Origin of the sequence: Pseudoduganella flava (assembly GCF_007830495.1) — a bacterium.
Taxonomy (GTDB): domain Bacteria; phylum Pseudomonadota; class Gammaproteobacteria; order Burkholderiales; family Burkholderiaceae_D; genus Rugamonas; species Rugamonas flava.
The window spans coordinates 60,669-83,275 of the sequence record NZ_VLKW01000004.1; the positions used below are offsets into that span (position 1 = coordinate 60,669).

23 protein-coding genes and 1 pseudogene are annotated in these 22,607 nt (G+C 58.0%); 12 read left to right on the forward strand and 12 right to left on the reverse strand.

All coding sequences use genetic code 11. The features are described 5' to 3' along the window. Positions 1–22 precede the first annotated feature (22 nt). Both IP92_RS11925 and IP92_RS11930 read right to left on the reverse strand, forming a co-directional pair. A complete protein-coding gene (locus tag IP92_RS11925; RefSeq protein ID WP_145875017.1) occupies positions 23–838 on the reverse strand; it encodes a spermine/spermidine synthase domain-containing protein in 816 nt (271 codons plus the stop codon). A 142-nt stretch (positions 839–980) separates the two neighbouring features. Further along, positions 981–1,487 (reverse strand): glycine zipper 2TM domain-containing protein, encoded by a 507-nt coding sequence (locus IP92_RS11930; RefSeq protein ID WP_145875018.1) that lies wholly within the window; start codon positions 1,485–1,487, stop codon positions 981–983. Between the two features lie 420 nt (positions 1,488–1,907). On the opposite strand from IP92_RS11930, the gene IP92_RS11935 reads away from it, so the two are divergent. From IP92_RS11935 to IP92_RS11960, 6 genes are all read left to right on the forward strand, one after another. Further along, a complete protein-coding gene (locus IP92_RS11935; protein WP_145875020.1) occupies positions 1,908–2,306 on the forward strand; it encodes a barstar family protein in 399 nt (132 codons plus the stop codon). A 70-nt stretch (positions 2,307–2,376) separates the two neighbouring features. After that, complete coding sequence (purN, locus tag IP92_RS11940) at positions 2,377–3,000, forward strand: phosphoribosylglycinamide formyltransferase (protein WP_145875022.1); 624 nt, start codon at positions 2,377–2,379, stop codon at positions 2,998–3,000. An 18-nt stretch (positions 3,001–3,018) separates the two neighbouring features. Further along, a complete protein-coding gene (locus IP92_RS11945; protein WP_145875024.1) occupies positions 3,019–4,311 on the forward strand; it encodes an RsmB/NOP family class I SAM-dependent RNA methyltransferase in 1,293 nt (430 codons plus the stop codon). Then, positions 4,311–5,657: a mechanosensitive ion channel family protein gene (locus IP92_RS11950; protein WP_199271928.1), complete on the forward strand. Its 1,347-nt coding sequence runs from the start codon at positions 4,311–4,313 to the stop codon at positions 5,655–5,657. The genes IP92_RS11945 and IP92_RS11950 overlap by 1 nt, the downstream gene beginning before the upstream one ends. Positions 5,658–5,769: 112 nt before the next feature. Then, complete coding sequence (locus IP92_RS11955) at positions 5,770–6,966, forward strand: DesA family fatty acid desaturase (RefSeq protein ID WP_145875026.1); 1,197 nt, start codon at positions 5,770–5,772, stop codon at positions 6,964–6,966. A 67-nt stretch (positions 6,967–7,033) separates the two neighbouring features. Next, entirely contained in the window at positions 7,034–7,546 is a 513-nt protein-coding gene (locus IP92_RS11960; protein WP_145875028.1) for a hypothetical protein, read from the forward strand. Between the two features lie 31 nt (positions 7,547–7,577). On the opposite strand, the gene IP92_RS11965 is transcribed toward IP92_RS11960, so the two are convergent. Further along, complete coding sequence (locus IP92_RS11965; RefSeq protein ID WP_145875031.1) at positions 7,578–8,393, reverse strand: helix-turn-helix transcriptional regulator; 816 nt, start codon at positions 8,391–8,393, stop codon at positions 7,578–7,580. A 99-nt stretch (positions 8,394–8,492) separates the two neighbouring features. Between IP92_RS11965 and IP92_RS11970 the strand changes: the two genes are divergently transcribed. Continuing rightward, positions 8,493–9,380, forward strand: coding sequence for an SDR family oxidoreductase (locus IP92_RS11970; RefSeq protein ID WP_145875033.1), 888 nt, complete (start codon positions 8,493–8,495; stop codon positions 9,378–9,380). A 61-nt stretch (positions 9,381–9,441) separates the two neighbouring features. On the opposite strand, the gene rpmG is transcribed toward IP92_RS11970, so the two are convergent. From rpmG to IP92_RS11985, 3 genes and pseudogenes are all read right to left on the reverse strand, one after another. After that, positions 9,442–9,609: a 50S ribosomal protein L33 gene (rpmG, locus tag IP92_RS11975; RefSeq protein ID WP_050411857.1), complete on the reverse strand. Its 168-nt coding sequence runs from the start codon at positions 9,607–9,609 to the stop codon at positions 9,442–9,444. A gap of 12 nt (positions 9,610–9,621) precedes the next feature. Beyond that, positions 9,622–9,858 (reverse strand): 50S ribosomal protein L28, encoded by a 237-nt coding sequence (gene rpmB, locus IP92_RS11980; RefSeq protein WP_008451488.1) that lies wholly within the window; start codon positions 9,856–9,858, stop codon positions 9,622–9,624. Between the two features lie 218 nt (positions 9,859–10,076). Next, a pseudogene (locus IP92_RS11985) lies at positions 10,077–10,307 on the reverse strand (JAB domain-containing protein); the annotation flags it as partial. A gap of 199 nt (positions 10,308–10,506) precedes the next feature. Between IP92_RS11985 and IP92_RS11990 the strand changes: the two are divergent. Further along, on the forward strand, positions 10,507–12,258 hold the full coding sequence (locus IP92_RS11990) for a recombinase family protein (RefSeq protein WP_145875034.1): 1,752 nt from the start codon (positions 10,507–10,509) through the stop codon (positions 12,256–12,258). Then, positions 12,251–12,829, forward strand: coding sequence for a hypothetical protein (locus IP92_RS11995; protein ID WP_145875036.1), 579 nt, complete (start codon positions 12,251–12,253; stop codon positions 12,827–12,829). Before IP92_RS11990 ends, IP92_RS11995 begins: the two co-directional genes overlap by 8 nt. On the opposite strand, the gene IP92_RS12000 is transcribed toward IP92_RS11995, so the two are convergent. Next, the gene (locus tag IP92_RS12000; protein WP_145875038.1) at positions 12,826–13,587 is read right to left on the reverse strand and encodes a hypothetical protein; all 762 of its coding nucleotides are present in this window, start codon (positions 13,585–13,587) and stop codon (positions 12,826–12,828) included. The two genes, IP92_RS11995 and IP92_RS12000, sit on opposite strands and share 4 nt — an antisense overlap. Before the next feature lie 117 nt (positions 13,588–13,704). Here IP92_RS12000 and IP92_RS12005 point away from each other — a divergent pair, with 117 nt between their 5' ends. Beyond that, positions 13,705–14,565 (forward strand): hypothetical protein, encoded by an 861-nt coding sequence (locus IP92_RS12005; protein WP_145875040.1) that lies wholly within the window; start codon positions 13,705–13,707, stop codon positions 14,563–14,565. A gap of 62 nt (positions 14,566–14,627) precedes the next feature. On the opposite strand, the gene IP92_RS12010 is transcribed toward IP92_RS12005, so the two are convergent. Together IP92_RS12010 and IP92_RS12015 are read right to left on the reverse strand one after the other, a co-directional pair. Continuing rightward, positions 14,628–15,197 (reverse strand): recombinase family protein, encoded by a 570-nt coding sequence (locus tag IP92_RS12010; protein ID WP_145875043.1) that lies wholly within the window; start codon positions 15,195–15,197, stop codon positions 14,628–14,630. A 352-nt stretch (positions 15,198–15,549) separates the two neighbouring features. After that, positions 15,550–17,049 (reverse strand): SIR2 family protein, encoded by a 1,500-nt coding sequence (locus tag IP92_RS12015; RefSeq protein ID WP_145875044.1) that lies wholly within the window; start codon positions 17,047–17,049, stop codon positions 15,550–15,552. 392 nt (positions 17,050–17,441) lie between these two features. Here IP92_RS12015 and IP92_RS12020 point away from each other — a divergent pair, with 392 nt between their 5' ends. After that, positions 17,442–17,627 carry a helix-turn-helix transcriptional regulator gene (locus IP92_RS12020; protein ID WP_145875046.1) on the forward strand — a complete coding sequence of 62 codons (186 nt, stop codon included), beginning with the start codon at positions 17,442–17,444 and terminating at the stop codon, positions 17,625–17,627. A gap of 200 nt (positions 17,628–17,827) precedes the next feature. Further along, positions 17,828–18,553 (forward strand): rolling circle replication-associated protein, encoded by a 726-nt coding sequence (locus tag IP92_RS12025; protein ID WP_145875049.1) that lies wholly within the window; start codon positions 17,828–17,830, stop codon positions 18,551–18,553. A gap of 65 nt (positions 18,554–18,618) precedes the next feature. On the opposite strand, the gene IP92_RS12030 is transcribed toward IP92_RS12025, so the two are convergent. The 3 genes from IP92_RS12030 to IP92_RS12040 form a co-directional block, all read right to left on the reverse strand. Beyond that, positions 18,619–19,422: a hypothetical protein gene (locus tag IP92_RS12030; RefSeq protein ID WP_229418740.1), complete on the reverse strand. Its 804-nt coding sequence runs from the start codon at positions 19,420–19,422 to the stop codon at positions 18,619–18,621. 1,075 nt (positions 19,423–20,497) lie between these two features. Beyond that, on the reverse strand, positions 20,498–21,199 hold the full coding sequence (locus IP92_RS12035) for a hypothetical protein (RefSeq protein WP_145875051.1): 702 nt from the start codon (positions 21,197–21,199) through the stop codon (positions 20,498–20,500). A gap of 504 nt (positions 21,200–21,703) precedes the next feature. Next, positions 21,704–22,546, reverse strand: a complete 843-nt coding sequence (locus tag IP92_RS12040) for a XamI family restriction endonuclease (RefSeq protein ID WP_158206711.1) — start codon at positions 22,544–22,546, stop codon at positions 21,704–21,706. Positions 22,547–22,607 lie beyond the last annotated feature (61 nt).

Sequence of the window (22,607 nt, forward strand, 5' to 3'; positions counted from 1 at the left end):
GGTGGCTATGGTGGCGGTGGCGTTAGCGGAGCGTCGTGGCGAGGCCCTTGACCCAGGACTTCGCCGGCAGTTTTGTCTGCAGGGCGATGTCCCGCGCACGTTCTTCCAGCGCGGGCAGGTCGAGCGGGCGGGCGCGCTTGAACGCCAGCGCGACGACGTTCCCATCATGCACTTCCGGAAGGCTGATCACTTGCGGGAACGCGTATTTCATCGCCTTCAGGTTCTTCGCGTAGCTTGGGTGGTCGCCGAACAGGTTCACTGTCATGATGCCGTCGCCGTTCAGGCAGGCGGCGCAGGCCGCGTAGAATTCGGCCGAGTCGAGCACGGGGCCGCGCGCGGTGGCGTCGTACAGGTCCACCTGCAGCGCGTCGAGCGTGCCGTGGTTTGCCGGATCGTTGACGAAGTCCAGCGCATCCATCTCCAGCACGTGCAGGTGCGCGTCGTTTTCCGGCAGCTTGAACATCGAGCGGCAGATCGCGATCACGTGCGGGTTCAGTTCCACCGTCGTCACCTGCGCTTCCGGCCACGTCTTGCGGCAGAACTTCGTCAGCGCCGCCGTGCCCAGGCCCAGCTGGGCGACGGCGCGCGGCTGCTCGATCCATAGCATGAACGCCATCATCTGCTGGGCGTACTCCAGTTCCGGCCAGTCCGGCTTGCGGATGCGCATCGCGCCCTGCACCCACTCGGTGCCGAAGTGCAGGTAACGCACGCCATCCTGCTCGGACAGCGTGACAGGCGCGAACTTTGGCTTATAGGGCGCACTCTTCTTCGCCGCTGCGCTTTTCGAGGCGGGGCGCGACGATTCTTCTTTTTCGATGGATTTACGTTTGATCAGCATGGTGGGATCCGGTAGACCTGCCTATTATCCCGCCTCGCTTTGCCGTGTAGCAAGCGCACAAATGAAAACTGCCGGCGCGAGCCGGCAGTTGTCGGGAATGAAATGCGTATTGTGTTGCTGATTGTGCCGCGTATTGTGCCGCTTATTGTGCCGGTTCCACGGACACGCGCAGGCGCACGCGCTCGCCCGGGTCGTACGACATATAGCTCGTGTAATTGCGGCCGCGGTAGTCGTAGACGACTTCGTAGCCGGTTGTACGCGATTCATACGAATCCACCGTGCGGCACTGCTTCACCGCCTGTTCCTGCACGCCGCCGGGACCGGCGTTCTGGTTTTCGACGCGGTCGCCGACGACCGCGCCGGCGATGGCACCCGCGGCGGCGGCGGCGGTGCGGCCGTTACCGCCACCCACCTGGCTGCCCAGCAGCGCACCGGCGATGCCGCCGATGACCGAACCGCCCACGCCGCGCTGCGGCTGTTGCTGGACCTGCACGTATTCGGTCCGGCATTCCTGGTGGGGGCGGTTGATGCGTTCGACTTGCGGCGTGACGCGTACGACGCGGCCGTAGTCCTCGAAATCGGCGGCCTGGGCGGCAGACAGCGTACCGAGCAGCATGGCCGAGAACATCAGTTTCGCTTGCAGCTTCATTTTGATTACCTCTAATAAGGATGTCTTTTTATTCACTGGGACAAAGAGTGGGTTGCCTCGTATATGGCGGCGCAACCCGCGTGATCAATAGTAACGCGGTCGCTGGATTCGGGTGCGCGTACAAGGCAACAAAATGTAACCCATGGGAACGCCACGCGACGAGGCCGGCGATTTTCGGCATTGCGCCTTAAAAGGGCCTGAAAATGATCTGTTTTTAACAAATCTTGCGCCCAACGCCACATTCGAGTTGATTCATGCTGTACAACACGTTACCCTTATACCCTAGGGATCGAATTGACGGAGAGAAACGCGACTAGCGCTGCCGGCGCAGTGGCCCGCCGCAGTGTCATTCGCAGTGCCATTGTAGAGGTGCCTTCAATCTAAAACACATACCGTACAACAGGTCGATTTGAGGGAAAAATGAGTTTGTTCTTAACCGTGCCGCCCAACCTCGTTCAGTCCATCAGGGCATTCAGGGTCACTGAACTGCAAGAGGAGGCCGGCCGCCTGGGTCAGCATTTTTTGTATGCGCATTGCCATGCTGGCCTGACGAAGCAACAAGTGCTGGGCATCATCGCTGAATCGTTCAAGTTTCCCAAGCCGTGTGGCAAGAACTTCGATGCGCTGCGCACGACCTTGACGGAAACGATGTCCCAGGCGGGTGAGCAGCCGGGCTTCGTGATCGTGCTGGAACAACTGCCGAACACCCAGAAATTCGACCGCGAGGCACGCGAAACGCTGCTCGACGTGTTCCGCGACGCGGCCGACTACTGGGCCGAGAAAAAAGTGCCGTTCCGCGTCTTCTATTCCTTCGAATAGCGCTGCCGCTGCAGCCTGCAGCCGGCCGGCCCGGTTGGTCCGCTCTGCGGTAGCGGGTACAATGTCGGCCATGAAAAACATCGTCATCCTCATTTCCGGCCGCGGCAGCAATATGGAAGCGGTCGTGCGTGCCGCCGCAGCGGAGCAGTGGCCGGCGCGGATCGCCGCCGTCATCAGCAACCGCGCCGACGCGAAAGGGCTTGAATTCGCGGCCGCCCGCGGCATCCCGACCGCCGTCGTGCCGAACAAGGAGTATGCGACCCGCGAAGCGTTTGACGCGGCCCTGCAGGCCGTCATCGACGGCTACGCGCCGGACCTCGTCGTGCTGGCCGGCTTCATGCGCATCCTGACGCCCGCGTTCGTCGAACACTACGCGGGCCGGATGCTGAACATCCACCCGTCGCTGCTGCCGCATTTCCCCGGCCTGCACACGCACGAGGCGGCGCTGGCCGCCGGGCATGCGGAACATGGCGCGACGGTGCACTTCGTCACCGCCGAGCTGGATCACGGCCCCGTCGTCGACCAGGCCGCCGTGCCGGTGCTGCCGGGCGACACGCCGCAGACGCTGGCCGCCCGCGTGCTGGAGCAGGAACACGTGCTGTACCCGCGCGCCGTGCGCTGGTTCATCGAAGATAAACTCACCGTCGAGGACGGCCAGGTCTACGGACCCCATCGCGCCCGCCCGGCCACTTAATTCATCACCAGGATTCCCATGAGATTGCCCCCAGCAGTGCTCGCCAGCGCCGAAGAGGTGCTGCGCGAGATCTTGCGCTTTATGGCGCCCGCGGACACCACGTTGTCCCGCTACTTCAAAGACCATCCCCGCCTCGGCGGCCGCGAGCGCGGCGCCATCGCCGAGTGCGTGTACGCCGTGCTGCGTAACAAGAATTTCTTCACCGAGTTTTCCGAGCCGAACGGTGGCGCGACGATGCGGCGCCTGGCGCTGCTGGGCTTGGCGGACGCCGTCGGCGTCGACGCGCTGCCCGGCCTCTCGCCCGAGGAAACCGAGTGGCTGCAGCGCATGCAGGCGATCGACCGCTCGCTGCTGCACAAGTCGCTGCGTACCAATATGCCGAAATGGCTGTGGGAAAAGCTCGTCGAGCAATACGGCGAGGACGAGGCGCTGCAGCTGGCCGATGCGCTGAACACGCCGGCGCCGCTGGACCTGCGCGTCAACGCGCTGAAGGCGGACCGTGACAAGGTCATCGCCCAGCTGGCCGAGGCACCGATCGCCGCGCAGCCGACGCCGTTCGCGCCGCTGGGCCTGCGCGTGCTGAAGAAGCCGGCGCTGCAGAACCTGCCGCTGTTCAAGGAAGGCGCGATCGAAGTGCAGGACGAGGGCAGCCAGGTGCTGGCCCAGATCCTCGGCGCGCGCCGCGGCGAGATGGTCGTGGACTTCTGCGCCGGTGCCGGCGGCAAGACGCTGGCGCTGGGCGCGCAGATGCGCAATACGGGCCGCCTGTACGCGTTCGACGTGTCGGAAAAGCGCCTCGCCAAGCTGAAGCCGCGCCTGGCGCGCTCCGGCCTGTCGAACGTGCACCCGGTCGCGATCGCCCATGAAAAGGATGCGAAGATCAAGCGCCTGGCCGGCAAGATCGACCGCGTGCTGGTCGACGCGCCTTGCTCGGGCATGGGCACGCTGCGCCGCAATCCGGACGTCAAATGGCGCCAGCCGGCGGACGCGATCGGCGAGATGCACGCCAAGCAGGTGGCGATCCTGGACGGCGCGGCCCGCCTCGTGAAGGCCGGCGGCCGCCTCGTCTACGCGACGTGCAGCCTGCTGAACGAGGAAAACGACGCGGTGGCGCAGCAGTTCGTCGCCACCCATCCGGATTTCGAACTGGTGCCGATGCACCAGGTGCTGGCCGAACAGAAGATCGACTTGGAGATGGGCGACTACCTGAAGCTGCTGCCGCACAAGCATCACACGGACGGTTTCTTTGCCGCCGTGTTCCAGCGTAAGCAGATGGACAAGGCCGCGCCTGCCGAAGAGGCCGACGACTGATGAAGCAGATCCCGCTGTCCGCACTGTGGAGCGATCTGCTGGGCGACCTGCGTGATCCGGGCTTGCTGTGGCAGCTGGGCGCGCTGGTTGCCGCGGTCGTGCTGGGGTGGTCGCTGTCGAAGCTGCTGCGGGCCCGGCTCGGGCGGCGCGCCGACCGCACGGGGATGGCGCGCTTCGGTGCGGAGAGCTTTGCCCGCGTGATCGGGCCGCTGGCGATCGTGCTGCTGCTGTGGCTGGGGCAGATCGTGTTGCAGCGCTGGTACCATGTGAACCTGCTGAAGGTGGCGCTGCCGATCTGGGGTTCGCTGGCGGTGATCCGCTTCACGTTCTACCTGCTGCGGCGCGTGTTCGCCCGGCATGGCGAGATCGGCAAGGCGATGCTGACGTTCGAGAAGATCTTCCAGATCGTCGTGTGGATCGCGTTCGCGCTGTACATCACCGGGTATTGGGACGACATCTACCGTTATCTCGACAATATCACGCTCCATCTCGGCAAGAACAAGGTATCCGCCGCCGAGATCGGGCAGGGTGCGATCTCGGTCGTCGTGACGCTGGTGCTGGCGATGTGGGCGGGCGCCGCGCTGGAAGAGCGGTTGATGGGCGTGGAAACGCTGAACACGAACGTGCGCGTCGTGCTGGCGCGGATCGGCCGCGCGCTGCTGATCGTGTTCGCGGTGCTGTTCAGCCTGAACATGGTGGGGATCGACCTCACGGTGCTGTCCGTGTTCGGCGGCGCGCTCGGTGTCGGTCTTGGTCTCGGCTTGCAGAAGATCGCCAGTAACTACGTGTCCGGCTTCATCATCCTGCTGGACCGCAGCGTGGCGATCGGCGACATGATCACCGTCGACAAGTTCAGCGGCCGCGTCACGCGCATCAACACGCGCTACACGGTGCTGCAGGGCCTCGATGGCGTCGAGTCGATCGTGCCGAACGAGATGTTCGTCTCGACCCCCGTGCAGAACACGACGCTGTCGAACAAGGAAGTGTGGCTGTCGACACGGGTGTCGGTGGCCTACGATACGGACCTCGATTTCGCGTTGAAGCTGCTGGAAGAGGCCGCCGCATCGGTGCCGCGCGTGCTGCGCGAGCGTCCGCCGGCCGCCACGCTGATCAACTTCGGCGCGGACGGCCTCGACCTGCAGGTGGGCTTCTGGATCGGCGACCCGGAAAACGGCCGCGGTGGCGTCACGTCCGACGTCAACCGGGCGATCTGGAAAGCCTTGAAAGACAATGAGATATCGGTGCCGTTCCCGCAGCGGGAGATGCGCATCGTGGGGCCGGCGCCGGCCGTGCCGTTCGCCCCGCAGAGCTCGCCTCAGTGCGCGGAAATACCACAGAATACGTAATGACGGAAGGCAAACGTGCCGCAAATCACGAACGATTGCGCGTACAATGCTGGGACCGTCCTGGACGTTGCGCAAGATTTCCGCGCGCTTGGGAATCACTTGAAAGAATGGAATTAGCTTGAACGCTGTTTTGGACTTCCTGAACACCGGTCTGACCGGCCTGTCCGCCTGGCAAACCGTCATCTACACGCTGATCGTCACGCACATCACGATCGCCGGCGTCACGATCTACCTGCACCGCCACCAGGCGCACCGTGCGCTGGAGCTGCACGCGATCCCGAGCCACTTCTTCCGCTTCTGGCTGTGGTTCACCACCGGCCAGGTGACGAAGGAATGGGCGGCGATCCACCGCAAGCACCATGCGAAGTGCGATACCGAGGAAGATCCGCACAGCCCGGTAACGAAGGGCATCAAGAAGGTGTTCTGGCAGGGTGCCGAGCTGTACCGCGCCGAAGCGAAGAACAAGGAAACGCTGGACAAGTACGGCCACGGCACGCCGGACGATTGGATCGAGCGCAACCTGTATTCGAAATACAGCTGGCAGGGCGTCGCGGCGCTGCTGGTGCTGAACGTCATGCTGTTCGGCGCCAAGGGCATCACCGTGTGGGCCGTGCAGATGCTGTGGATTCCCGTGACGGCGGCCGGCATCATCAACGGCATCGGCCACTACTGGGGCTACCGCAACTACGACTGCAGCGATGCGGCCACGAACATCATCCCGTGGGGCATCATCATCGGCGGCGAGGAACTGCACAACAACCACCACACATATGCGACGTCGGCCAAGCTGTCGTCGAAGTGGTATGAGTTCGACATCGGCTGGGGCTATATCCGCGCGATGGAAATCGTCGGCCTGGCGAAAGTCAAGAAGCTCCCGCCGAAGCCGAAGTTCGCTGCCGGCAAGCTGCACGCCGACCTGGAAACCTTGCACGCCGTGATCGCCAACCGCTACGATGTGATGGCGAAGTACGCCAAGTCCGTCAAGCACGCGTGGAACGAGGAAGTCGAGCACCTGAAGCACAAGGCGCAGCTGGAATCGGGCTTCCTGAAGCGTGCCCGCAAGCTGATGCAGCGCGAGCCGGCGAAGCTGGAGGCGTCGCAACAGCAGCACCTGGTCGAGCTGTTCCAGCACAGCAAGGCGCTGGAGACGATGCACAATATGCGCGTCGAGCTGGGCGTGATCTGGGAGCGTTCGCACTTCTCCCGCGAGGAACTGGTGCACAAGCTGCAGGACTGGTGCCAGCGCGCGGAAGCGTCCGGCATCAAGGCATTGCAGGACTTTTCGCTGCGCCTGCGCAGCTATGCCTGATCGCCATCGCATCGCGTAATACACTGGAAACGGCCCCTCGCGGGCCGTTTTCATTTCGGGAGACACAATGAAAAACAAGATCATCGCCTGCGCGCTGGCCGCTTTTGTCACCCTGGCCGGCGCAGCGAGCGGACAGGACTGGACCGTGCGCGTCGATGGCGCGGGCCCGCTGAAGGTGGGCATGGATTTCGATACCGTCAACCGGGTGCTGGGCGATCACCTCGAGCGCACGCCGCAGGAGCTGCGCGGCAGCCGCGACTGCTTCTACGTGTCGCCGTCGGCGGAGCCGCGCATCGGCCTGATGTTCGTGAAGGATGTGCTCAAGCGCGTCGACGTCTCCGAAGTGGGCGTACGCTCCGAGCGGGGCATCGGTGTCGGCGATCCGGCCGAGAAGGTGCGCGAGGTGTACGGCGAAGCAATGCGCAGCGCCCCGAACGCCTACAACGCGAACGAGCGCTACCTCACGGTGCCGGGCGGCGGCGGGCAGTACGCGATCCGCTTCGAGACGCAGCAGGGCACGATCTCCGGGTTCTACGCGGGCGCCTGGGAGCAGGTGCAGTACGTGGAAGGGTGCCTGTAACGGCGCATGTAACAGTGCCTTGCCGGGCGCGTCAGGCGGCCAGCAGCGCCTTCACGCGGTCCAGGTCCCGCGGCGTGGACGGCGTGTAGACGATCATGCCCAGGTCGGGGCGCCCGTCCACCGTGAACGCCGAATAATCGAACGACAGCACCTGCCCCTCATGGCGCAGCTGCTTGGCGCCTTCGCCCCAACTGCCCACGGAATGATCGCGCCAGAACGTGTCGAATTCCGGGCTCAGCGCGCGCATTTCGGCCACGAACGCTTCCACCTGCGGCGGCGAGCCGGCGCGCGCCGCGTCCGCCCGGAAAATGGCGACGACCGAGCGGGCCACTGCCTCCCAGTCCACCTGCCGGGCCCGCGTGCGGGCGTTCAGGAAGACCAGCTTGATGATGTTGCGCTCGCCGGGCGGCAGCTCACCGTAATCCGTCAGCAGCAGCGCGGCGGCGCGGTTCCATGCCACCACGTCCCACAGCGGCGTGTGCACCAGCGCCGGGCCGTACTCGAATGCGTCGAGCACGCGCTGCAGCCGCGGCGACACCGCGTCGCCGTCCCGGTAGCGCACTTCGGGCGGCCGGCCCAGCCCCAGCAGGAACACGTGCTCGCGCTCGACGTCGGTCAGCATCAGCGCGTCGGCGATGCGGTCCAGCACGACGGCCGACGGCGCGCCGCCGCGGCCCTGCTCCAGCCACGTGTACCAGGTCGCGCTGATGTTGGCGCGCTGCGCCACTTCCTCGCGGCGCAGGCCGGGCGTGCGGCGCCGCGTGGCCGTCAGCCCCAGCGCAGCCGGATCGAGGCGGGTGCGGCAGTTCTTCAGGTAGGCGCCAAGGCGGCTTTCGGGATCGGACATGCGCGGGCAGGGTAGTGGTTATACCAGGATAATATCACTGCTTTACCCCCATAACGGCCCGCGCGACACTGCCTTCCTCAAGTCAAAGGAGGAGTATCCATGCGTGTTTTCGTTACCGGAGCGACGGGGTTCGTCGGCTCCGCCATCGTGCAGGAACTGCTGGGCGCCGGCCACCAGGTTGTCGGGCTGACCCGGTCCGATACGGGCGCCGCCGCGCTCGAGCAGGCGGGGGCGCAGGTCTACCGGGGTAACCTGGACGAGCCGGACAGCCTGGTGGCCGGGGCGGCCGGCGCGGATGCCGTGATCCACACGGCGTTCGACCATGATTTTTCCCGGTTTGCCGACAATTGCGAAAAAGACCGCCGCGCGATCGCGGCGCTGGGCAAGGGACTGATGGGCTCGGAGCGCCGGCTGATCGTCACGTCGGGCCTGGCGCAGCTGGCGGCGGGCCGTCTCGCCACCGAGCATGACGTGCCGCCGGCCGGCTTCCCGCGCCAGTCGGAAGCGGCCGCGGCGGCGCTGCGGGCGCAAGGCGTGCGCGCTGCCGCGATGCGGCTGCCGCCGTCCGTGCACGGCGCCGGCGACCATGGCTTCGTGCCGATGTTGATTGCGCTGGCGCGCCGTACGGGCGTCTCGGCCTACGTTGGCGACGGCGGCAATCCATGGGCGGCCACGCATCGGCTCGACGTGGCACACGCGTTCCGGCTGGCGCTGGAGCGGGGCGGCAGCGGGCCATGGCATGCGGTGGCGGAGGAGGCGATTCCGTTTGCCGCCATTGCCGGCGCGATCGGCAAGGGGCTTGGCGTGCCCGTGCGCTCTCTGTCCAACGAGGAAGCGGCCGCGCACTTCGGCTGGATGGCCCATTTCGTGGCCGGCGAGATGGCCGCGTCGAGCGCGCGCACGCGCACCGAACTGGGCTGGGCCGCGGCGCAGGCGGGGTTGCTGGCGGACCTGGAGCAGGGGATGTATTTCAGCGGCCACGCTTGAGATCTGCGCGGCCATAAAAAAACCGCTCCTCGGAGCGGTTTTTTCACAGGAACGAGACCAATTACTTGATCTTGGTTTCCTTGTACGTCACGTGCTTGCGTGCTTTGGGATCGAACTTCATGATCTCCATTTTGCCGGGCATCGTGCGCTTGTTCTTGGTCGTGGTGTAGAAGTGACCCGTACCAGCAGTCGATTCCAGCTTGATTTTGTCGCGGCCAGTTTTTGCCATGATAGCTCCCTATTAGACTTTTTCGCCACGAGCGCGCATGTCGGCCAGGACGGCGTCGATGCCGACCTTGTCGATCACGCGCAGACCGGCGTTGGACAGACGCAGGGAGACCCAGCGGTTTTCAGATTCAACGAAGATACGACGGTTCTGCAGGTTCGGCAGGAAACGGCGCTTCGTCTTGTTGTTTGCATGGGAGACGTTGTTGCCGACCATCGGCTTCTTCCCAGTGACTTGGCAAACACGTGCCATGTTGCACTCCTTAGATAACTTCCAAAATTGGAAAAACAGGAGTGTATCCAAAATTCTTAGGAATTTCAATCACTTGGGAAAAACAATTGTGTCTTGAATTGGTAGTCAAATTTAACATTTGCCGCGAAAGTTGTCCTGTCGGCCGCCGCCGCACGCGGAAGTCCTTGATATCTAACGGTAAACGTCCAGCCCGGTCCAGCCTGCCGGCGCGGCGAATGTCACATCTGGCCGTTCTCGGCAAACGAATGCACCTCGTGCCCGGCAACAACAAAGTGGTCGAGGATGCGCACGTCGACAAGTGCCAGCGCCTGCACGAGCGCGCGCGTCAGCAGCAAGTCGGCCTCGCTGGGGGCGGGCACGCCGGATGGGTGGTTATGCGCCAGCATCACGCTGGCCGCGTTGCTGGCCAGCGCTTCGCGCACCACTTCGCGGGGATACACGCTGGTGTGGAATCATGCGCTCCAAGTGCGAAATAACTTTCATGGTAGAATAGTTCCACGCGGCAACCTTTTGCCGATTTACCTTAGAGGTATGTTGTGAGCACTAACCAAGTGTGTAACCGCGACTTTCGCATGGCCGTGCTTGAGGAACGTGATGAAGGCCTGTCAATAAATCCAACCGAAGCTTTGCTAAACCAGGCCAGCTGATATGCCACGTATCATATCCTACACCCGATACTCATCCAGTAAGCAAGCAGGGGGCGCCAGCTATAGCCGCCAGGTAGAGGCAGCAAAAGAATGGTGCGAGAAGAATGGCTACACATTAGATGAGCGTGACAGGTACGAAGACCTGGGCGTCTCAGCGTACTCTGGTAAAAATGCCAAGAAAGGCGACCTGTTCACGCTGCAAAGTAAGTTGCAGAGTGGGGAGATTGAGCCGGGCACCATTCTCATCGTTGAGGCACTAGACCGTATCACGCGTGAAGCCTTGCCCAAGGCTGTCAATCTACTCATGGGCCTCGCTAACAGTGGCTTAACCGTTGTCACATTGTCTGATGGCAGGAAATGGGACACTGAGACAATGGAGGATTTGGGCGCCTTTATGACGAGCGTACTAACGCTGTATCGGGGGCACCAGGAGTCTGAACAAAAGTCGGACCGTGTAAGGAAGGCGTTTAAAAAGCACCGGGACGAAGGGCTGCAGCAGGGTTTCGGTAGCGCACCCGGCTGGCTAACTAGGGAGGACAAGCATTCGCCTTGGAAGGTTGACGAGCCAAAGGCCGAAATAGTTCGCAAAGTTTTTGAACTTTCCGCTGCTGGGTATGGCTCAAAGTTAATTGCCAAGCGAGCTAAAGATGAAGGCTGGCCGCCGCCAACGCGGCTTCGTGAGGAATCGGAGGGGTGGCATGCCCAGATGGCAGGCCAGATTCTGCGGAACCGTGCAGTACTAGGCGAACACCAGCACCGAATCCGTACGCATGAAGCGCATGCTCAAAGCTGGGCAGGGTTTACGGTAGGGGAACCTATCAAGGACTACTACCCCCGCATTATCAGTGATGAACTGTGGAATCGTGCCCGGGCGTCGATTCGGACGCGTGCCGTCGCAAAGCGTCGGGATGTGCACTATTACAACGTGTTTTCTGGACTCATGTATTGCGGTCTCTGCGGTGCACCGATTCATAGGAAGAGCGAGCGGACGGGACACAGCCACGCGCAGCTTCAATGTAGTGACAAACTGGCAGGAAAGACAGAGTGTAAGACGATGGCAGCGAACCGCGCAGACCCAGACATTCTGCGAGCTATCTACGAGTATTCCATAGGCGCACTGGGCAGTAGTAGTGCGGCTGCTGTATCGGCGGACGTTGAAGCGCTTGAGGTGGCGATTACTGAGAAGCTGGAAGAGTGCGACCGTATTGCTGACGCAGTGGCTAAGACGGGCGGTAGAGTTCAATCGTTTATCAAGAAGTCCATCAGCTTGGAAGACGAGGTTGAGGCCCTCAAAATGCAGTTGGCTGAAATGCGCGAACAACAGGCACTCCTGCCGGCTAACACGGTTTTCGACGACGCATTCCTGACCGAAGCCATGGCATACCTATATATACCCGAGGACGAGGCCGCAAAGGAAAAACGGGCTGAGCTGCACCTTAAAATTGCTCGCGTGGTCGAAACTATATGGTTGTTCAGTTACGACCTAGCCTACATCCAGTACAAAGACGGAGCGATGCAGCCAGTCATGCTGCAACATAAGCAGCTGCCTTCGCGCGTCAACCCGAACGCGAAGTACCACAAGCCGCCGAAACCCCGCCCTGTGCCTGAGAAGCCGTACTGGCGTGCCGCCATGGCCGGTGAACTACTGCTGCCGGAAGCGCGAAGGGCGAGTTCATTCCGCAAAAAGAAACTCAAAACACTCTTGCTTGAGTACGAGGAAGAGGCAGAAGAGAGGAGGTACGTAGATGCTTGAGCCGATTGATGAGCTGGTGTTCGAGGTAGTCGGCAGTTTGGCGGACAAGTTGTCAGCCACATTCACAGGGCCTAGTCCCTATAACGGGTCGCTGCCGTTCGCGTTCGTATTAGAGGTGGCCTGCGATGTGGTCAACGACAAATTCGTTGTGAGCATACGCCAAGACAGCAACCTGGTCAGCCGGATTACTTCGCCGTTCAGCTTCGAGCGAGAGGCGGCGCTGTGCGAAGGCATCGCCTCAATTCTGTCCATGAAGCCGCACAGCACGCTAGCGAAGCTAACTGGCGACTTGGCGAACTACGGGTATCGGTTCCTGTCCCTGCCGACCGGGATGCTTCGGGGGCACACTGAAACCGTAACCGTAATGGCGGATACTATCTCCGAACTCGATGCGGCTCTGAAGTTGAATAGCGACCCCGACTGCATCTTTGACTTGCTCGACGGCGGCGCCGACCCAATGCGACGTCACATCAAGTACGGACGACCGTTCGAAGTCGCACGAATCCTAGAGCATATGCGAGACGATTACAAAGAAGTAGTCGCCTATATGCGGGCGTGCGGAGCGCATTAGCCGAACATCACCGCGCTAGGAGTGTAAGTTTGCCGTGAGGGCAGCAGTGCAATCCAGCGCGGAACTTTCCGGCCGAACTCTTCAGCAAACTCAGCATAGTAGAAGGCATAGCGGTGCGCCGTCCAAAACCCCATCTTAAGTAGCTCCAGCCAAGTGGGTCGAATCCAACCGTCAGTGTCGCGCTTTCCGGTGTACCCCAGCAGTTCTGCCAGCACCATAGAGCGCTCATCGGCGTGGTGAAACATCTTCCACCACTGCGCGTCGTACTCCCCGCCAGGCGAACGAAGGGGACGGCGCCAGCTGATAGGCTCTCCGGGTAAATAATAATACTTATGGCCTGCGGCGGCGGCGGCCAAGGCCTCATGGGGCGCGTCCTCATCGTCTGCGCATAGCAGGGCATATGCAGCTGCTGCCTTGCAAAACGCTTGGCCGCTCATGGACTCGCAGTTCGGCGAGGTGATGTATTCCGAGCGGTACGAAGCTTCATGTAACCGTACCGGGGTTGGCTCGGCCTGGAACAGGGCCGGTGCTGCGTTAAAGATGAGGCGCTCATCCGGGGCTCGCTCGGTGTCGAACATGAGCTGTGCTGCGTCGAAGATGCGCCGCTCATCGTCTTCGCGCTGCTGGCGAAGCATGATAGCTATCGGGTCTGTCGTCGTGTAGTTATAAGATTCCGCGTAGTGGTCGGGAATCGAGAAGGTGTCGAAAGGTTGTGCGTACCCGTAGCACCCGTTGTCGGGGCAGCTGCATTCGTCCATAGTTGAACATCCGTAGGGAGAGAAACACTGTACGCCCGGCCAGTAGACCATATTTCGACCTAGTATACAAGTGCTCGCTATGTATAATTGTTCGGTTTTCCATCGACAATTAATGCCATGCCCGTACTCCTGGTTTTCGCCACTTTAGCCTTACTAATACTATTTGCAGTCGGCGTACTGTTCCCGACAAAGGTATTTCTTGGCCCTACAGCGACCCGAGAGCGGGTCATGAAGTTTTATGGCATCCCGGCGATTGTCGGGTTCATCGCGTTGATGGCTTTGGTGCCGGCCGACAAAGGAACACCTGATTCGGAAGAGACTAATGACGGACGTAGTGCAGCTACGCCTGAACAGGGCCGGCTCCAGCTGGTCAGCTTCAATGGGATGACACTGCCTGGCCGTATGGCCGAGGCGAAAGCGACTGGATTCACTGAATGTGCCGCGGATTATTACGGCTACAAGTGTCGGCGAACGGTTCCGACGCAACTGTTGGGGCTTACAGCTCAAACTGCAGAACTAACCTTGGACGGCAAGGACCACTTCGCAGATGCCTACTTCACCCCTGAAAAGCACTCTGGCGACGTGCGGAAAATCCCAGCGGACGGACTGGCGTATGGAAATATTAAGCTTACGTTTGCCCGGTCCGACTATGACGAGAAGTGCATAGACAAACATCAGGAGAAAGTCGGCAGCTATAGCCGGCCGGCTTTGTGCATCACGAACAAGAACAGCATTGGTCAGCTGAATCAGGCTTTGCTGGATGGTGGGTGGCTGTTGACCCGCACGAAAGGGGGATACCTGAATTACGTGCACCCCCAAGAGCTGGTCGAGGTTACGACGAAGGACGAGACTGCTACTATAAGCCGCGTGCCAGCTGACACAGTCAAAGACCTTGTAGCGCGTGATACAAAGATGCGCGCTTCGAACGAGGCGGTGGAAGCGAACGCCACGAATGTCATCGAACAGATGAAACGATAGCTTAGTACGTCCACCGTTGGGTGAGCGCTGGCGCGACCTGCCCGGTCCGCGGGCAGGTCGCGTTACTCGGCAGGCTGCTTGCTTGCAGCTTGCAGGCCGTACAGCGTCGAACGAGATACCCCAAACTGACGGGCAATTTCGAAGATGGACATTTCCCTGTCTCGCATCATCGCTAGGGCCGCTTTCCGCTGCTTGGAGTCGAGTAGTTTTGGACGACCGCCTTTCCGACCGCGCGCCCTGGCTGCCTCGAGGCCGGCCAGAGTGCGTTCTCTGACGAGCTCGCGCTCAAACTCAGCCAAGGCTGCGAACATGTGAAAGACGAGCTTCCCAGCCGGTCCGCCGGTGTCGACTGACTCCTTCAGCGATTTAAACTTGACTCCGCGTGCTTCCAAATCGTTGACGATGCGAATAAGGTCTTGCAGATTCCTGCCCAAGCGGTCAAGCCGCCAGACAACGAGCGTGTCGCCGTCGCGCAAGGCTTTGAGGCAATTAACGAGTTCTGGCCGGTCAGCCGTCTTCCCGCTTGCCTTGTCGGCGTACATGGTGACCGCCCCCGCCACCGCCAGCGCATCTTGTTGCAGGTCGAGCGTCTGCTCGTTTGTACTCACACGAGCATATCCAATCACTGTCATTGCGTACCCTTTTGTGGATGTTGAATACTGGAGTAGATGTTGGACATCTGAAAGGGTATAACGCGGCTGACCAAGGATGATTTAGCGGATGTCCAGGAATCCATCGTTTTCCGGACTGCTGGAGGTTAAAGGATTCCCTAACGGGGCTGCGCGACGCTGTCCAGTCCGCGTAAGACTGACCAGAAGACTGCGTGTGCTGCTGATGGAAAAAGGTGTACTGCCAGCGAGCGGCAGCACTTCCTGAGTGCTGGCGGCGTCACCCGCAACTGCGCTACTACAATTGCTGCCCAGCAGTATCGCAGGCGATGCAAGTTATGCGACTAAGCTTTGCTGCGCGCTGAGATTGATAACGTCAATCTTTATATTTTTTGTAGTCATATACGCACAGCAGTTTACGATAATCTGTTCCGCTTTTCTTTTCGAAGCCTCTAAGGTATTTTTCACAATCTTCTAATTCAACTGTCCCATGCCAGACAGCCCAGAAGATTGCATTAGTTTTATAACCAGGTGATATTGCTTTATCGTCCAAAATTCCGGCAATAGTGTGGTGCTCTGTTTGGCAAACTGGTGGAATGCTTGCGATAGTTTTGTCCAATTTGGCTAACTGCTGAGCTTTAAGTTTTGGCGCGCAATGCAAATCTTTTTTGATTTTATCAAAGCCAAAGATGGGGAAGAACTGACTACTGGCTATCGTGTATTTGTCAATAAGTTCAACTATTTCCGCGTTTTTTTCGGCGATAACGACAAAGTAGTTAGCCATGGTCTCGTTAGAGGTCAAATACTGATATTTAATAGTTCTGGATGACCCTATCGCCAATATTCTATCGGAATTATCTAGCGAATCTAAATCTTGGGTAATCTTGACTTTAATATTTCCGCCAGCGTATATCTCCTTGACAATGCTCTGAACTTTTCTAATATCCATGGCGGAAATAGGAAGCAACAAATTCCCCAGCGCCTTATATATCGAAGAAAAATCGTCGGTCTTTATCTTGTTGATTCTGATAGTTGTCGCAAATCCTTCCAGGTCGATATCGTGCTCGCCAATTTCTTGGGATTGCGACCCTTCTTCGTACTCAACAAGAAGGAAGTTATTACGGATTTGCTTTGCTGTTTCTGAATTTGGCTCTATATAAGTAAATATTGTTTTCAACAATTCTTTAATATTGTTATCACCAATGTTATAGCCGAAGAATATAATTGGATTGTGGATAAATATAGAAAGCAGCTGGGCCCGAATCAATTCGTACTTGTTTGAGAAGTTGTCATAGTCCTCGGAGGTAATTATAACTCTGAGAGGGTCACTGACGCATCCATGTATTTTATATACGGAGCCGTAAGGATTGCTCAGTAAAATGTCATTGCCAATCAGTGGCGAAAATTCAAAAATACTTTCAATTAAGCCGTCGTAATTGGTGGTGATAATCGAGCCAATATTTTTTCTAATATTTTTGAATTCACCAATTTCCTCTTGCATCTCTTCTTTTAATTCGAGCGAGGAGAGAATTTGCGTAATGTATATTTTAAGCCTGCTGAGCTTATTGCCTTTATTCATCTCGGCATAGAAAATATCATTGACTTCTTTAAATTTCCCGTTTCTTTCTTGCAATAATGCCTGGGTAAATTCCGACTCTAATGCAGATGCAATTTTCGGGTAGTCATATTTTCCGTTGGACTCATATCTCGCTTTCAAGTCCAGGTAATACTCATCATTTCCCTTAAAATCGAATGCAATCTTTCTAAGCAAGCCGTCCCAAGTGTGAGAATTTTTTAAATACCTCAAGCTAATTCCAGTTCCTACAAAGAGGACAGGGTGATTGCGATAATTGGAAATAAAATCATTGATATTCATTATGGACCCTAGTCTTGTCGAAATATGCTTTGCTCGATTTAGAACTATAGACGATTGTACGCTTTCCTTGGGTAAATAACATAGTTACTGAAAAAAGGCAACTGTCTAAGCAATTCAGGGGCGATGCCGGGTAGGTTTTGCGTAGCCGACGGCATCATACAGAGACTTGAGCGATAACCACATTGGGCTGTAGTGTCCTGCATCGTTTGTACAGCGCCCACGAATCTGAGAAGTTTCAAACCGATGAAACTTCTTAACGCCGCCGCGGCAACGTCCGTACGTGTCGCGTCTCCAGTCGTCCGACAGGCGGAACAATTTTCATCACGGTAGATGCAAGGAAGTCGCCACTATACTGTTTGCAGTCATGTGACTGCGAACTCAGTACCGTGACCATGCAAGAGCTCCTCTTCTCACCGAAAACACTCGCTGCCTATCTTGGGCTGGCCGAGCAAACCATCTATAACCGCCATTCCGGCGGCGGCGACCTCCCCAAAGCGTTCAAGCTGGGCCGTCTGCTGCGCTTCCGCGCTGACGACGTGAAAGGCTGGCTGGCTGCAAAGCGACAGCCTGACTCCTGAGTCATCCTTGGCCTTACGCACCAAATAAGACGCCCCGGCTGGAACCAGGGCGGGTGCGCCAATGACGCGGCTGTACTTACTTACACAGAGTATAGGCGCGGAAAGACCCATCCCGCCGCTCAGCATGCGGAGGACAGAAATTGCTTGTAGTACAAGGAAACAGCTAGTTAGCTGACGCGGCACACACATGAGGTGTGCCCATGTTTTTCGATTCATCGTCGGTTCCCGCTCCGGGGACCATCACCGCGACCTCCGTTGTCCGGTTCGCTGAACTTGTCAAAAAGACCGCAACAAGTGCGACAGCATCATCCCGGAAACGGAAAAATGCAGCGCGAAAGAAGCTGAGTTGTGTCATCAAAGAACAAAGTCGGTTTGCAAAAGTTGCCGACCTCCGTGCCGTAGCGTTGACGCTGACCTATGGCGACGTAGCGGACTTCTCGCCAAAGCACATCAGCGCGTTTCTCAATCGCGTGCGCCGAACGCTCAAACGCATGGGTTTCCTCCTGCCATATGCTTGGGTATTAGAATGCGCCAGCCATCTGCACTACCACCTTATCGTATGGATACCGCGTGGCTACAAGCTCGACCAGTCCAAATTGTCGAGATGGTGGCCTTGGGGCAGCACTTGGGTAGAGAGCTGCCGCAGCGTCAAGGCCTGGGGGCGCTACATGGCCAAGTTTGTCAGCATCACTAAGCTGCCGAAATCTGCGCGCCTGTACGGTTACGGCGGGCTGGATGACGGCGGAAGAATGGCAGTGTCACGTGCAGCCTTGCCGCGCTGGCTTTTGGCATTGCTGCCAGCCGGGCATCGTGTCTGCCGTTGTCCAGGCGGCGGCTGGGTGGATACGGAAACTGCGGAAGTTCATAAGTCCCCGTATATCTGGACGCCCCGCGGAGCTATGCTCTTATCGCCCAAATCGCAGTGAAGCGCTCAGGGCGGCTGCGGGGATGCAGCGTGAACGCGGCTATTTTAATACGTCGTCACGCCTTCCTATCCGAGCGTTAAACGGTCGCCATGGCTGACTTTTTGCAGGTAGAAAAGTTGAGGTAGTGGCTCAGAGTAGCCGCGTCGCCGAGCTTCTTGAAACAGCGACCAAGACTGGGCACGTACCCCGTGGAAGCCTGGCTGTTTAGCGATTCGCTCAAGCGTCGCAGCCAATGCCGAGTAGTGGCGCCGGTTAGATTGGGAGGCCAGAAGTACGTGCAATTCCGTCATCGCCTCTTTGGGCCGCCGCCAAGTCCACGACGCACGTCCCTGTAAAGAGTGACGAACGAGTTCATATCCCAGCCAGCTCAGCCGGGGCTTCTCATCGACAAGCCGAAGCCTTTCCGATTCAAACCCGGCCCCATTCGTCGCCAGCAGCAGCCAGCGAACCTCGACCGCGTCCGCTGGCCAGTACATTACCAGGACGGCGTTCGCGATGCCTTTCGACTTCCGGACTAGACGCTGCGCCGGCGAGCATCCAATCCCGTACAGCGCGTGGAATTTGTTCGCCAAAGTCTCGGCCTTGGCCGCGCTGACGGTTCCGAGGATGTAGTGGCGGTAGCCCTTCGGGACGCTGTCCAGCACGCGGCTGAGCGCAGCTGTTTTGCTGGGTGCGATTGGGGTCGATGGAAGCATGGGAGTCCTTGTCAAGGTGATACCCGGTATAGCGAAAATCCGCGCGAATAGGATGTCATTGGGGTTGGCGGGGATGAGACGTAATGATGTTCCGTGCGCGAGCACGGCAATCACGCTATACAGGGATGTGGAAACAAATATCTGCAAGGGAATGAGCCCGGCGAAAGCCGGCATGACTCGCGTGTACGGCCGTCCGCTCGGTGAGCCTTCGAAGAGGGTTCACCGAGCGGACCGCCAACTGCAAACACACACGCCCGAAAGGGCACGTCGGGGCGCCACCCCGACAGGTTCCAGGCCGCCATCCTGGGACCAAGCAAACGCTGTAGCCGCGTGCTCTTAATGGAGCTGGCGCGGCTGCGATGGGCGCTGGAGGGTGCAACTCCCTCTTTCGACCCAATCCAGCTGGCGACTCGCCGGCAGAGGTTGGGCGACCATGAAACGGCGCCGGGAAGGAAATGTCCCGGTGTCCTGGTTGAGTGCGAAAGTCGGTGAAAGCCCGACCTGTGGGACGTATCGAGAGAGCGTAACGCATGCCGCACAGGATGGCTTCTGAGGCCGTGGTGACACGGCAGGGCTGCAAGGGGAAGCCTGGCGCAGCTAGCACCTGGAGAAAGCCAGGGCTGATGGATAGCTCAAACCTGTAACCGCGCCCAGAAAGGGTGCGTTGCGGAGCAACGTAGGGCCATAAGCACTGAGCTGTGGTTCGTAGTCGATGATGCAAGCGGTGAGTAAACGAAGGGCTCTGGAACATCGCCTCGTTGAAATCTACGTGAAAGCCGGAATGGCTAGCCGTTTTGCTGAGACAGTGGCGCTGCGTTGCGTAGTAGCTTCAATCTAAATGGGGAGCCTCTTTCTCGACCGTATGAACTGGCATCCTACGGGAAGACAGGAAGAGGGGGAGACTGACTGACTAGGGTTTGACTCATTGCGCGATACGACCGAAGCGTATGAGAAGCCATGAAAGTGGCATCACGGTTGGCACCGTGTTCCGAAAGGTTGGAGCGTTTGCGAAAGCGTGTGAATGGACTTGGCGGTCCGTTGTAGTGATGTGCCGACCTTCCCGCTTGGCGGCGGGAAGGTTGACCTCTGACCTTGGCCGGTCAGACAGCGAAATAGGCAATATCAGCAGAAATTATTCAACTAAAGACCGGGCGTCATGCTCGTCACCCGGTCTTTTTAAAGCAACTAGCAAAGAAGTCTTGCAGACTTCTTCACCCCTATAAATCCAGTTAATTAGCTTATAACCGCATTACGCAGGAATCTTAAAGGTAAAATGTTTGTTAGCGGCTTCAGGTTGGATGTGCCACACGGCCGCAGTATATGCACTTGCCGTAGGGTCTTTAGGAATCTGGGTTCCTGTTCCACAAACAAACGAGCGTGGATACTTAACGTGCGGATAAGCACTCATCTTTTTGTGAAGTGCTGGACCGAAATCTCGTTTTGGAGACTGGACATTCACAGATGTTCGACCATTCCCATTAAGTCCTAAAACCGGTGATGGCTTGCCTCTACTTGTTTTTGGATTCAGTGGTGCAGATGAGAGCATTTTGTCCACGGTTGCACGTGTACCAGCCAAAATAAATAGCGCGTCACAGCCATAATAATGTGCGGCCAACTCTAAGCGGACACAATCCCAAACTACGGATGCTACCGAAACACCTTTTGCACCTGCCCATTTAGTTTCGACGACGAGAGTGATTTGGCCACTTTCTTCAACTACAAAATCCAGCTGAAGCGGTCTACCGTCAGCCCCAGGCAGAGCAAGAACAGGATGATTATGTTCGGCCAAAACTTTCCCTGGCGTATTAGCCGCAAGGATTTGAGCGATTGGTAGTGCAAGATACCTTTCGCTGAACAAATCATCTCGGCGGCATTGATGTTCAAACGTCAGCCACGATGAGAGCCCTTCGGATATCGACTTTCTTAACGTAAGCTTTTTGTCCACAGTCATTTGTGTAATTATAAGTTATGTGGCAGTATGGCACGAAAAGCAATGGCGCATTCCCTTTGCTGCCAACTTTCGCCGTCTAAATTTTCTATAGAAAAAACGTCGCAGTATGAGTGGTGTAAATTTCTATAACATAAAAATCTAATTCTTACCTATCCGCTATCCGAACTTTAAACACCTAGAATTTCAGTGTTTCTGATGACGTACAAGAGCGTCTTCTTATATTTGGTTCTGCGAGTACACGTACTATCACAGAGAATGGCGCTCCACGTGCACTCATCAAACGCGCTGTCTGCTGTCGAGCGCACAGCCCAACTTTTTGAAGCACTTCTTCCATACTTGCGGCTAAAGCCGTGTTTGGACGCCCTGGCTGTTCGACTGGCATGCTACCTCCCGCTGAAAACGAGTGACAAGCCTATCGAGTATCCGTCATCGCTCTTTGAAGTGCGCTAAATATTGTAACTTCTATCTCACATGTTTTTTGCTGATGGGTAAGTTTGGTTACCGTTATGACTTAGTCGAATTGATAAAATCTTTAAGGTCTTCCAAACGGTGTTCCCAAATTATCATTATAGGAGTTCTTTGAGCATCTTGAACGTATTCTGGCTTGTAAACGCCCCGCAAAGCAGCGGCAGTCAACACTTGGGCGCCAAACTGCAAATTCCAGTTTTCAGCATCTTTTATGACTTCTTTGTTCAGACGTTTGCGGCTGTTAATCTCGGAGTTCGAACTCTTACACTCAAGCGCTAAACGCCGCCGGTCATAGAGACCGATGATGCAATCGCCGTTGTCATGACCGAGAGTCGCGGCTACCATGTACTCGCCCGCTTTTGGAAGGTCTTCAGCGTGCATAATTGGCGTGCGTGGGGTTGGCACACGTGTAAAACCTAGCGCGTCCAGCAATCGTACGATGGCCCCCTCAAGTTCCCCCCGTTCGTCACCTCGTCGCTTCGTCAGCACGCGCTGGCACGTAGCAATTACTGTAGTCGCTCTCTTGGCAAAGTCCAGTTCTTCTGCTGTTGGAACCGTACCAGCGGCTATCCATGGGAATCGCTTAGGGTCGATAGTCTGACGAATCAGTTCAACGAGTTCCTCAGCAAATTGTTGGTCTTTACGGATAGCCGTACCATTGACGCTGCGGCACATGACAGTATCAAGGTCATCTTCTGAAATGGGCGGCGCCATCAAATACCGTAGGGCAGTATTGAAGGCAGAGTTGCGAACAATTGTCGCTAATTCAAAGCGGTCAGTTGGTGTGGCCAGTAGCGTCGGCAGTCTATCGATGACGTATTCCGCTGCTGTCTGAGCGCCCGTAAACTCTGCCAAATAGTCCCCCAATGGCTCCTTCATGCGCCTAAGACGAAACAGCCTTGTCGATTCTCGGCAATCTTCCTTTATCTCTGCGTCTGTA